Raw genomic sequence first — 12,812 nt, 5'->3', positions numbered from 1 at the left:
TTAAAATGGGGTTTATTATGAATTTATTATTAATAGAAGATGATTTATCGCTTAACAGAGGTATTACATTTGCATTAAAAAAGGAAGGGTTAAATGTCTTTAGTGCAACAACAATAGCTGAAGGAGAAAACATTTTTAAAAATGAAAATATTAAGCTAATAATCTTAGATGTAAATCTTCCAGATGGGAATGGATTTGATTTATGTATAAAAATAAGGAAAACTTCAGATGTTCCAATAATTTTTTTAACTGCTCAAAGTAGTGAGCTAGAAATAACAAATGGACTAGATATGGGAGCTGATGATTACATTACAAAACCTTTTAGTGCAAGGGAGTTAGTATCACGAATTAATGCAATTCTTAGAAGAAGTAGTAGTGAGAGTAGATTTAAAAAATTAGTATCAAAGGATATTGTATTTAGTATTGAGCTTATGAAAGTTGAAAAGTTTGGAGAAGAGATATTTTTAAGTAAAAAAGAAATGAAACTCATTCAATATTTTATGAGTAATCCCCAAATAATTTTAACAAAAGATCAAATACTTGAAGCGATATGGGATAATGAAGGTTCTTTTGTAGATAAAAATGTTGTGCCTGTAAATATAAAGAGATTAAGAGAAAAAATCGAAGATAATTATAAGGAACCAGAATACATACAAAATATTAGAGGAATAGGTTATGTTTGGGCACAAGGATGTGTTAAAAGATGATTGAGAATAATGTAAGAGATGGATTCTTTAAAAAATATTTGATTATATTTATAGTTTTAATTTCAATTATTACGATAATTTCAGAAGTATTTATAGATTCGGAAGTTAAAAAGATACAGAAGGATGAGCTAGTGAGATATGCCAATATTATTGGAATTTTAAAAGAAAATAATATAGATGAAGATCTTATTAGAAAGATTATAAAACCAGGTGAGGATGAAACTAATATTAAAGAAGGATTAGATATACTAAATAATTATGCTTATAGCGAAGACATCAATATTGAAAATAATAAATGGTTTGGAAATGGTTATAAAACTTTTAAAATAAGAGTACAAATATTAAATATTATAAGTATAATGGCAATAACCGCAATATTAGTTTTTTTAATATACATAATAATAAAAAAGGTAAATAAATTAAGTATGGGAATTAAAAAACTTTCAGAGGGAGAGTATCCTGATAAGCTAGAAGAAAATAAGGAAGGTATATTTGCTTTAGCTTACCACAGATTTAATATATTATCATTTAGAATGAGATCTTGGATTGATGAATTAGAAAATGAAAGAGAAGGAATAAAGAAACTTCTAAATGAATTATCCCATCAGTTAAAAACACCAATAGCTTCAATTAAAATGAATAATGAACTTATTTTAGATGGATATGTTGATAAGAATGAAATGAATGAGTTTTTAGTTAATAATAAAGAAAATATAATTAGACTTCAGTGGATTACTGAAGGACTTCTTAAGATATCAGCGCTAGAAGTCCACTGTATACAAATTAATAAGAAAGAAGAAAATATAAAAAATACAGTTTTAGGTGCAATAAATGCTGTATATGGAAAGGCTATATCAGAAGATATATTTATAAATGTTAAAGGGATTAATGATTTTTATATAGTACATGATGTAAGATGGACGAAGGAAGCTATAATAAACATTTTAGATAATGCAATAAAATATAGTAATAAAAATTCAGAAATAGTTGTAAGTATGAAAAATACTGATTTTAAAACGACTATAGTTATTGAAGATAAAGGAATAGGAATAAATAAAGAAGATTTATATAAAATATTTGAAAGGTTTTATAGAAGTTTAGATAGTAATGTACAAGCTAAAGAGGGATCTGGTCTTGGATTATATTTGTGTAAAAAAATAATTGAAGAACAAGGTGGAACTATTAATGTAAAAAGTAAAATTAATAAGGGTACTATATTTGAAATAACATTATATAAACACATTATAAATTAGTTTATAACAGGTAAAATAACAAAATTGTTATTTTACCTGTTATTTTACTGTAAGGGAGTGTATCTATAATAAGATTATAGAATTAAACAAAAAGGGGATTTGGTTATGGATATGTTAAAAATAATTGATTTAAAAAAAGTTTATGGAGAAGGGGAAAATACAGTTAAAGCTGTAGACGGAATAGATATTACAATAAAGAAGGGAGAATTTGTAACAATTGTTGGTACTTCAGGTTCTGGTAAAAGCACATTGTTACATATGATTGGCGGGTTAGATTATCCAACATCAGGTAAGGTTTTAATAGATAATAAAGATATCTATTCTTTAAAAAAAGATGAACTTAGTATATTTAGGAGAAGAAATATTGGGTTTATATTTCAAGCATTTAATTTAGTTCCAGTGCTTACCGTATATGAAAATATAACACTTCCAACTAGATTGGATGGTGGAGAAGTAGATAAGAAATTTATTGAAGATATTATGAAAAGTTTAGGAATATGGGATAAGAAAGATAGATATCCAAATGAACTATCAGGAGGACAACAGCAAAGAGTTGCTATAGGAAGAGCGCTTTCTACAAGACCATCAATAGTTTTAGCTGATGAGCCAACAGGAAATTTAGATACTAAAAATACAGAAGAGGTTATGGTTCTTTTAAAAAATTGTGCAAAAAAATATAATCAAACATTAGTACTTATAACACATAATGATGAAATAGCATTACAAGGGAATAGAGTTATAAGAATAGAAGATGGTAAGGTTAAGAATGCATAATTGCATTTTATAGGGGTGGATTATGGAAAGAAAGATTGCTTTAGAATATATAAAAAGTAGAAAAAAGAAAAACATAATAATAATAGCAACAATAGCGTTAGTAACAGCTTTTTTAACTGTTATATGTATATATGGATTTAGTTTTAATAAGATGATGAATAATTCTATGAAAAGTATTGAGGGAGATTATTATGGAGCATTATCCGTTAATGGAGAAAAAGATTTTGAAAATATAAATAAGTATTCAAATGTAGATAAGTTAGGTGAAGTAATTTCAGTTTACAGTGAAGAAACAACAGATGCTTATATTAATTATGAATATTTTAATGAAATAGCTTTGGAGATGTATTTATTGCAAGTAACTAAAGGGGAATATCCTAAAGGTGAAATGGAAATAGCTGTAGATAAATTGTATTTAGAAAAAAATAATAAGAATATAGGAGATACAATTAATATTTTAAATAAGCAATTTAAAATCGTTGGAGTTGTTGATAATTTAAATTATGATTTAACAAAAGAAAATTCTTATGTAACAAATTATAGAGTATATATGAGTAAAGCTTTCGCAAAAAAGAATAGCAAAGAAAATATAGCACTTATTAAGCTAAATAGTATAGATAATTATGAGAATGACTTTTCTAAAATAGCAAACCTTGTAGGAAAAAGCAAAGATGATGTTATATTAAATGAGAATATAATACAGGATTCAACTATTGATATGGCATCTATAGCACCATATATACTTTTAGCACTTTTAATAGCAATATCAGCATTCTTTATAATATATAATATATTTTACATTATATTAGGAGAAAGAATAAAAGCTTTAGGATTACTACTGACTATAGGAATTACAAGCAAACAACTTAAGAAGATGGTTGTATATGAGAGTATGATATTATCAGCTATAGCAATTCCAAGTGGTCTCGTTTTAGGATTTATAAGTTCGTTTGTAGTAATAAAATCAATATATGTAAATGGAGATTTAAGATTATATATTAATCCTATAGTGATTCCAATAGTTATTCTATTAACACTTATAACAGTATTTTTATCAGTAATATTACCAGCTAGAAAGGTATCAAAATTATCACCAATTGAAGCTAGTAAGTATTCAGAACATTCAAGTATAAAGATAAAGAAAAAAAGAAAAAAAGCATCTAAAGACGTATTTAAAGATTTAGCAAGGGTGAATCTTTGGAGAAACAAAAAGGCTACAAGTATTACAATGATTTCAATAATATTGTCTGTTATATTATTTATAGTTGCAGCTACAATACTAAAGAGCATGAAAGTAGAAAATTTAGCAAAATCAATGTTTATTTCTGATATAGAAATAGATGTACCTTTTATGGAGTTATTTGAGAATAATCTTATAAATGATGAAGTAGTTGAAGAAATAAAAAGTGTAAAAGGAATAAAGAGTATTGAAGGATTAAAATCCATAGATGTATCAAAAGATAATAAATTTATAAAAATAATTGGAATTAATAATAAAGTAATTGAAAATATAAAAAACAATGTTGTTGAAGGGGAATTTAATGAAACAAGCTTTAAAAATGGTACTGAAGGAATAAGTTATTTAACTCATGGTGAATCAGCTTATAAAATAGGGGATATTATAAAAGTTAAAGGGGAAGATGGCAAAGAAAGAGAAATAAAGATTGTTGCCTTAGTAGAGAAACAATTAATTGAAGTATCATCAGATGCAGTATATGTTTATAATAATTCAGAAATATTTAAAGATATAGATAAAAACATTAAGATACTTGTAGAAACAAATAAAGGTGAGATGAAATCAGTTTCTAATAATATTAAAAAGATAACATCTAAATATAAAAATATTTCTGAACCTAAAAACTATGAAGAGGCTCTTGAATCATTAAAAGAAGAAAAGAAAGGAATACAGTTTGTTGGATACTTAATTGTTTTTGTAATTGCATTTATTGGAGTAATGAATTTCATAAATACAATGATATCAAGTATTATGTCAAGAAGGAAAGAACTTGGTATGCTAAGAGCGGTTGGATTAACAGATAGCGAAATTAGAAAAGTAATAATTAATGAAGGTTTATACTTAGTTGGAATAACTTCAATAATAGGTTTAATACTAGGAAACATTATAGCTTTTATAGCTACTTTAATGTTTAAACAAATTGCTAGCTATATTCAGTATGGATTCCCATTACTTCAAAATATACTTTGTATAACTGTAATGTTAGGAGTATTAATTATAGTAACTAGAATATCTTTAAAAAAGATAACAAAAGATTCTGTTGTAGAACAAATAAGATTTGAAGATTAAATAAAAAAGAGCAATCCTAAACTTGAAGAGGGGATTGCTCTAATTTTTTATTTAGTAAACTTTCTAATTTTTATGTTAAATATATGATTAAATATAAAATTATAAAATACAAACCCAATAACAGCAGTTGCTATGAAGAACTCTATACCAGATATTTCTGTAACAATTCTTGCTGCATTACTATACCCTAATCCTAATAAATATGCTTTTACCTTAAATGAAGCTACAGTTGAAACTGCAAGTGGGAAGGTAAGTGCTGCAAATGTTGGATTAAACTTTAATGAGAAGAACTTAGGGAAGTTAATATAAACATATAAAGTTGTAAGTAATGTTAATATGAAGAAGAACATTACTATATAGATATTTGCATTCTTATATAAAGTTATATAGCTTATTGTACAAAGACTTGCAGGTGCTGCAAATATTGCGATTAATGGATATTGAGCATCTGGAACTTCGAGTGTACAAAGTCTATAAATAACTACAGGTAAAAAAGTTAAAAATGCAATTACTACAAAATAAAATATTGGTTTAACTAAAGTAGTTTCATGCATTTGTACACTTGTAGTACATGATACAGATACCCCAACAAGTAATGCATACCAGCAAGGTAAAACATACTTCATGTTAAAACCTATTATAATATGTCTTATTAAAAAGAAAATTACAAATATTACATTTATAATTAATCCTATAGACCAAAGGGTTTTCCCTAAAGTATAGTTAAATTTTAAAAAATAATTTCCTAGATTCATAAGAAGCATAGTTGAAGTTGGGTAAAGAGCCATAAGAATAGTATTATTCATCTCTTCCCAAACAACTTTCGGATGACGAATTGCTTTACGAATTAAAAATAATAATGCCACACATCCTATAAAAGCAAAAATTGATCTAACGGCAGTAAACTCAAAATTATCATATAAGTTAGTTAATGTTATTGCACCAAGGCAAGTTCCTATAAAAGCTATCGGGTATTCTTCTAGCCTAATTTTTAATAAATTCCTTTTTTCCAAAGTATCACCTCAAAATTAATATAATGTCCAATTTGTTAAAAAAGTAACTTTAAAGAGTTTGAATTAGATAAATTATTAACAAAGAAAACAAAAAACCGATAAGTGCCAGTGTTTTAACGACTTTACCGGAATTGTTAGTATTTGAATTTTCACCCAAATTTATCCCTCCCTATAATGTAAATAAAAAATATATAATTAGTTAAAATAATAATAATCTATATCGGACTAAATATATGTGATAATTATCACGTATATTTATTAAAAGTCAGTAAATTCATCTTATTTTGTGATAATTATCACGTATGACAATTAGATAACATGTTAATATTAAAGTAATTGATAATAAAATAACATATTAAATTGAGATACGTTTTAGAAGGAGATTTATTAGTTATGGAAATAAAACAATCGGTATGTAATTATTGTTCTACAGGATGTAATCTTAGCTTTACTGTCGAAGATAATAAAATAGTAAAGATAATTGGACAAAAAGATTACCCTGTAAACAATGGAACAGCATGTATAAAAGGATTAAACTTAGACAAACAATGTACAGTCTATGGAAAACAAAGACTTCCTCTTTTAAGAGGTGAAGATGGAAAGATGCATGAAATATCATGGGAAGAAGCATTTGAAGTTTTCGTTAAAAAAATGGGAGAGATTCAAACAAAGCATGGAAAAGAAAGTGCAGCATTTATAAGTACTGGACAAATGCCAATGGAAGAAATGGCGTTACTTGGACTTATAGGAAGAGGTTTCATGGGAATGCATGGTGATGGTAATACAAGACTTTGCATGGCTACATCAGCAGTTGCTTATAAGCAATCTTTTGGATTTGATGCTCCACCATATACATTACATGATATAGATTTAACAGACACTTTAATACTTATAGGTGCAAACCCTGCAATTGCACATCCAGTAACATGGGGAAGAATTAGAAGAAATAAAGATGCTAAATTGATTGTTATAGATCCAAGAAAATCAGAAACAGCAGCTTTTGCTGATGAGTGGTATGGAATAAATCCAAAAACAGATTTAACATTATTATATACTTTAGCTAATGTGCTTATAGAAAAAGGATATATAAATGAAGAGTATATAGAAAAATATACTGAAGATTTTGATGGATTTAAAGAACATGTAAAGAAATATTCATTAGAAGATTGCGAAGCTAAAACTGGAATAAGTAAAGAAAGAGTATTAGAACTTGCAGAAACAATAAATAACGGAAAAAGAGTATCATTCTGGTGGACAATGGGTGTTAACCAAGGATATGAAGCAGTAAGAACAGCTCAAGCTATAATAAATATTGCTGTTATGACAGGTAACATAGGTAGAGAAGGAACAGGTCCAAATTCAATCACAGGTCAAAGTGATGCTATGGGATCAAGATTATATAGTAATACGACTTGCCTTTACGCTGGTAGAGATTATGCAAATGAAGAGGATAGAAAACTTGTTAGAGAAGTAATGGGAATAGAAGATTCAGATATTCCAAAGAAACCAACTTTAGCATATCCAGAAATAATTGAAGGTGCTATAAAGGGAGATATAAAAGCTTTATGGATAGTTTCAACTAACCCTGTAGATTCATGGGTTGATAATAAAACATTTATGGAAGCTAGAAAAAATTTAGACTTCTTAGTTGTTCAAGATCTTTATGCAGATACAGATACTGCAAAGATATGTGATTTATTCTTACCAGCTATACCTGGAATAAAGAAAACAGGTGCTTATATAAACACTGAACGTAGAGTATCAAGAATGATTCCATTAGTAGAAAAAGAAGAAAATGAATTAACAGACTTTGAAATATTAAAAGGAATTGGAAAAGCTTTAGGAAGAGAAAAAGCTTTAGAGAAATGGAATACTACAAAAGATGCATTTGAACTTTTAAAGAAATGTTCAGAAGGAATGCCATGTGACATAACAGGCATTGATTATGATAAACTAGTAGGTAGTAAAGGAATTCAATGGCCATTTAGAAAAGGAGAAGAATTAAAATCAGATACAAGAAGACTTTTTGAAGATAACAAATTCTATACTCCAAATGGTAAAATGAAGTTTATGTATGAAGATGTAAGAGAAAATAGTGAACTTCCAAGCGAGGAATATCCATACATCTTTAATACAGGAAGAGGAACAGTAGGTCAATGGCATACTCAAACTAGAACAAGAGAAATACCAATTGTAAATAAAACTACTCCAAAAGATCCGTATATAGAATTAAGCAAAGAGCTTGCAGATGAATTAAGTATAGCTAATGGAGATAAAATTATAGTTAAATCATCAAATGGTGAATCTGTAGAAGTTGATGCTAAAATAAATGAAGGATTACCTCATAATCAATTATATGGACCAATGCACTATATTGAAACTAACAGATTAACAAAAGGAAAGTTTGATACTTATTCAAGAGAACCATCTTATAAGTATGTAACTGTAAATGTATTTAAAAAGTAATCAGTTTAATTTAAATTATAAAGCTCATTCTTTTATTTAAAGGATGGGCTTTGCAAGATTTAAAAAGGAGAATTTATTATGATAAGTCTTGAAGAAGCAAAAGAATTATTGCTAGAAAAAGTTAAAACATTAAGCTTTGAAGAGATTGACATTAAAGACTCTTTAAATAGAGTCCTTTATGAAGATATTTTTTCAGAGATAAATAGTCCTCCATTTCCACGTTCTCCTTTAGATGGATATGCAGTAAAGGGTGAAGATATAGAAGATGCCTCAAATAATAATGTATATCTTAAAGTAATTGATAAAATTTACGCAGGATATGTAAGTAAAAAAGATTTAAAAAGTGGAGAAGCTATAAGAATAATGACAGGTGCACCTATCCCTAAAGGTTGTAACTGTATTGTTAGACAAGAAGATACTATAGAAGAAAATGGATTAGTAAAAATAATGAAAAGTCATAAACCTTATGATAATTATTGCTATGAAGGTGAAGATTTTAAAGCTGGAACGAGAATATTAGAAAAAAATACGTTATTAACATCATCAGAAATAATGGCACTTGCATCTGTTGGAAGAAAAACAATAAAAGTATATAGAAAACCTTCCGTAGGAATACTAAATACTGGAGACGAAATACAAAATCCAGGGAAGGATTTATTAGAAGGAAAGATATACAATAGTAATGGATATTTTTTAAGTGCTAGACTTAGAGAACTTGGATGTATTCCTATAGTTTATAATGTTATATGTGATGAAGAAGAAAGTATTATAAAAGCTATTGAAGAGTTATATGACAAATGTGATTTAATTATTTCAACTGGAGGAGTTTCAGTTGGAGAAAAAGATATTGTAATGTCTTGTACTAAAAAGGCTGGATTTGAAACTTTATTTTGGAAGATTGATATAAAGCCAGGTTCACCTATGTTTGCGGCAGAGAAAAATGGAAAGTTATACATAGGCCTTTCAGGAACTCCAGTTGCAGCAGCTACAACTTTTGAACTTACAGCTAGAGAAGTTATAGGGAATATGCTAAACTGCAATAAAATTACTTTAAATAAGCGTATAGGAATATTAAAAGATGATTTTAATAAAGTTACAGGAAAGAGAAGATTTTTAAGAGTTAATATAAATGATTCAAATGAAGTACACATAAATAATGTTTATCAAAGTCCAGGACAGATACACACAATGATAAATAGTAATGGAATACTTGAAGTTCCAAAAAATAAGTCTCTTAAAAAAGGAGATTACGTAGAGGTTTTAGTGTAGAGGATATAATTATGATAAATAGAGCGGTTATTATACTATCTGGTGGAAAAAATACAAGGATGAATGGGAAGACTAAAGCATTTCTAAGCTTAGATGGATATAGATTTATTGATAATATTTTATTAGCATCTTCAGATTATAAAGAAAAACTAATATCATGTAACGATATTAGTAAATATTTAGAGTTTAAAGATGTTAAACTTGTTGTGGATAAATTTAAAGAAATAGGACCAATAGGTGGAATATATTCAGCGCTTAAAGAAACTACTTTAGATGAAGCACTTGTAGTTGCAGGAGATATGCCATTTTTAAATAAAGAGGTATTAAATTTCCTTGGAAATTATAAGTTTAATGAAGATGTATTAGTGCCAGTTACAAATGGAAAAGTACAACCACTATGTAGTATTTATAAGAAGAAAGTTTTAGAAACTATATTAAAAATGATCGAAGAGAAAGATTATAAACTTAAAAATTTATTGAATAGACTAAATGTTAAATATATAGATATAGAAAATGGAGAAAACTTTTCAAATATTAATACTGTTTATGAGTATGAAAAAATCCTTAATAAAGAAAAGAGTGAATAATTATGGCATTTGTTATAAATGTAGTTGCTGAATGTTCTGGTGTTGGAAAAACAACCTTAGTAGAAGGTATTATAAAAGAATTAAAATTAAGGGGTTATTCTATAGGAACTATAAAGCACGATGTTCATGGCTTTGATATGGATAAGAAAGGAAAAGATACTTATAGACATAGAGAAGCTGGAGCAGATACTGTAATAATATCCTCAAAAAATAAAATGGCTATGATTAAAGAAGTTAAAGAAGAGATGGATTTAGATTCTTTAATATCTATGTTAAATGATAAAGATTTTATAATAGTTGAAGGATATAAGAAAAGTAATTTAAAAAAGATAGAAGTCTTTAGGAGAGGTATAAGTAAGAATATAATAACTCCAAAAGAAAGATTAATATGTATAGCATCAGATACTGATATAGAAACATATGAAGATTACTTGATAGATATAAATGATTATAAAAATATAGTAAATGTAATATTAGATAAATTTAAGAAAGAAACAAAAGGAGGAATATAATGTATACACTTGGAATAATAACTAGTAGTGACAAAGGCTCTAGGGGAGAGAGAGAAGATAAAAGTGGAGAAGTAATAAAAAACATATCAGAAGAAAATGACTTTGAAGTCAAAAGATATGTAGTTTTACCTGATGAAAGAGATAAACTGTCAGAAGAAATGATATATATGAGTGATAAACTTGGTGTAGATCTTATATTAACAACTGGAGGAACTGGATTTAGTGAAAGAGATGTAACTCCAGAGGCAACAAAAGATGTAATATATAAAGAAGCCTTAGGAATAGCAGAAGCTATAAGAAACTATAGTTTTACAATAACTAAAAGAGCAATGCTATCTAGAGGGACAGCAGGTATAAGAAATAAAACATTAATAGTAAATATGCCAGGTAGTCCTAAAGCCTGTACAGAGATTCTAGACTACATATTAAATGACTTAAAACACGGATTAGATATATTAAAAGGGAGTGCTTCTGAATGCGCAAGAAAATAGGATTATTAATAATAACGTTAAGTTTAATATTATCAGTAGGTTTAATAGGATGTAATAAAGGTGGTAGTAGTTCATCTAATAAAAAAGAAATTAAAGTGAGTATTGCAGCAAGTCTTCAAAAGCCTATGGAAGAGATAGCTAATGAATTTACAAAAGAAACTGGAATAAAAGTACAATATAATATTGGTGGATCAGGAACACTACAAAAACAAATACTTCAAGGTGGAGATGCTGATTTATTTTTCTCAGCAAGTACTAAATATGTTAAAGAGTTAATTGAAAAAGATATTGTAGATAAAAAAGATTCTTATAATATTTTAACAAATTCTCTTGTATTAATAGCTGGAAACAATATTCATAAGAACCTTAAAGATCTTAATGAACTTAAAAATATTAATGGTAAAATAGCAGTAGGTGAAGTTTCTACAGTTCCAGCTGGACAATATACAAAGGAAACTTTAGAAAATTTAAAACTTTGGGATAGTATAAAAGATAAATTAGTTTATGCAAAAAGCGTAACAAGTGTAAAGAACTATGTTGAAAGTGGAGATGCAGATTACGGATTTGTATATAAAACTGACGGAATGGATTTAAAAAATAGTAAAATAGTATATGAGGTACCAAATAAGTATCATAAAAGTATAGAGTATACTCTTTGTTTAATAAAAGATAGTAAAAATAAAGACAATAGTGAAAAGTTTTTAGATTTCTTAAAAGGAGATAAGAGTAAAGAAATATTTAAGAATTATGGATTTGGAGTAGAATAATAGTATGATTTTAAATGCATTTTATATATCTTTTAAAGTTGTAGTAGTAAGTGTAATTATTAGTTTAATAGTTACACTTATAGCTATAAATATATTAATTGAGAAGAAAGTTAAAGGTAAAAATTTAATAGAAACTATAATGATATTTCCTATGTTTCTTCCACCATCTGCTGTTGGATATTTAGTTTTAATAGCACTTGGAAGAAGAGGCTTTTTAGGAAGTATGTTATATGAAAACTTCAATATAAGTATTATATTTACTTGGTTTGCAGCTGTAGTAGTTGGAGTTATAGTTTCTCTTCCAGTTATGTATCAAAGTATAAAGACATCAATACTTAGTATTGACGAAGATATAAAAAATGCAGCTAGAGAAATGGGAGCTAGTGAATTTCAAGTATTTAGAAAAATAAGTTTACCTCTTTGTAGAAAGGGAATTCTTACAGGGTTAATTCTTAGTATTGCAAGAGTATTTGGAGAATTTGGTGCAACTATATTAGTTGCAGGGAATATACCAGGAGAAACTCAAACAGTGCCAATGGCTATGTATTATGCAATAGAAAATAATGATGTATTAGCTTCAAAAACTATACTTATAATTATAGTTATAATAAGTATAGTATTAACATGTTTATATAACAAAATACTAAAGAGAATAGTTTAATTTAGGA

The 12,812-nt window shown here is 27.2% G+C and carries 12 protein-coding genes; 11 read left to right on the top strand and 1 reads right to left on the bottom strand.

Features of this window, described 5'->3' with window-relative positions:
- The first annotated feature begins 17 nt into the window (after positions 1–17).
- The 4 genes from ACZ5TJ_RS11750 (at position 18) to ACZ5TJ_RS11735 (ending at position 5,039) form a co-directional block, all read left to right on the top strand.
- Complete coding sequence (locus ACZ5TJ_RS11750) at positions 18–707, top strand: response regulator transcription factor (RefSeq protein WP_464199925.1); 690 nt, start codon at positions 18–20, stop codon at positions 705–707.
- Complete coding sequence (locus ACZ5TJ_RS11745) at positions 704–1,960, top strand: sensor histidine kinase (protein WP_464199923.1); 1,257 nt, start codon at positions 704–706, stop codon at positions 1,958–1,960. The genes ACZ5TJ_RS11750 and ACZ5TJ_RS11745 overlap by 4 nt, the downstream gene beginning before the upstream one ends.
- A gap of 105 nt (positions 1,961–2,065) precedes the next feature.
- A complete protein-coding gene (locus ACZ5TJ_RS11740; RefSeq protein WP_464199921.1) occupies positions 2,066–2,734 on the top strand; it encodes an ABC transporter ATP-binding protein in 669 nt (222 codons plus the stop codon).
- Between the two features lie 22 nt (positions 2,735–2,756).
- A complete protein-coding gene (locus tag ACZ5TJ_RS11735) occupies positions 2,757–5,039 on the top strand; it encodes an ABC transporter permease (RefSeq protein WP_464199919.1) in 2,283 nt (760 codons plus the stop codon).
- 47 nt (positions 5,040–5,086) lie between these two features.
- On the opposite strand, the gene ACZ5TJ_RS11730 is transcribed toward ACZ5TJ_RS11735, so the two are convergent.
- On the bottom strand, positions 5,087–6,052 hold the full coding sequence (locus ACZ5TJ_RS11730; RefSeq protein ID WP_464199917.1) for a TDT family transporter: 966 nt from the start codon (positions 6,050–6,052) through the stop codon (positions 5,087–5,089).
- A 393-nt stretch (positions 6,053–6,445) separates the two neighbouring features.
- On the opposite strand from ACZ5TJ_RS11730, the gene ACZ5TJ_RS11725 reads away from it, so the two are divergent.
- The 7 genes from ACZ5TJ_RS11725 (at position 6,446) to modB (ending at position 12,805) form a co-directional block, all read left to right on the top strand.
- Positions 6,446–8,518 carry a molybdopterin oxidoreductase family protein gene (locus tag ACZ5TJ_RS11725; RefSeq protein ID WP_464199915.1) on the top strand — a complete coding sequence of 691 codons (2,073 nt, stop codon included), beginning with the start codon at positions 6,446–6,448 and terminating at the stop codon, positions 8,516–8,518.
- Between the two features lie 78 nt (positions 8,519–8,596).
- Positions 8,597–9,787 carry a molybdopterin molybdotransferase MoeA gene (locus ACZ5TJ_RS11720; RefSeq protein ID WP_464199912.1) on the top strand — a complete coding sequence of 397 codons (1,191 nt, stop codon included), beginning with the start codon at positions 8,597–8,599 and terminating at the stop codon, positions 9,785–9,787.
- Positions 9,788–9,798: 11 nt separating this feature from the next.
- Positions 9,799–10,374: a molybdenum cofactor guanylyltransferase gene (locus ACZ5TJ_RS11715; protein WP_464199910.1), complete on the top strand. Its 576-nt coding sequence runs from the start codon at positions 9,799–9,801 to the stop codon at positions 10,372–10,374.
- 2 nt (positions 10,375–10,376) lie between these two features.
- Entirely contained in the window at positions 10,377–10,886 is a 510-nt protein-coding gene (gene mobB / locus ACZ5TJ_RS11710; RefSeq protein WP_464199908.1) for a molybdopterin-guanine dinucleotide biosynthesis protein B, read from the top strand.
- On the top strand, positions 10,886–11,377 hold the full coding sequence (locus ACZ5TJ_RS11705; protein ID WP_464199906.1) for a MogA/MoaB family molybdenum cofactor biosynthesis protein: 492 nt from the start codon (positions 10,886–10,888) through the stop codon (positions 11,375–11,377). The genes mobB and ACZ5TJ_RS11705 overlap by 1 nt, the downstream gene beginning before the upstream one ends.
- Positions 11,362–12,144 (top strand): molybdate ABC transporter substrate-binding protein, encoded by a 783-nt coding sequence (gene modA / locus ACZ5TJ_RS11700; RefSeq protein ID WP_464199904.1) that lies wholly within the window; start codon positions 11,362–11,364, stop codon positions 12,142–12,144. Before ACZ5TJ_RS11705 ends, modA begins: the two co-directional genes overlap by 16 nt.
- A gap of 4 nt (positions 12,145–12,148) precedes the next feature.
- Complete coding sequence (gene modB, locus ACZ5TJ_RS11695; RefSeq protein WP_464199902.1) at positions 12,149–12,805, top strand: molybdate ABC transporter permease subunit; 657 nt, start codon at positions 12,149–12,151, stop codon at positions 12,803–12,805.
- The last annotated feature ends 7 nt before the right edge of the window (positions 12,806–12,812 follow it).

Source organism: Clostridium budayi (assembly GCF_055396605.1).
This window is presented reverse-complemented; position numbering and strand designations above follow the sequence as displayed.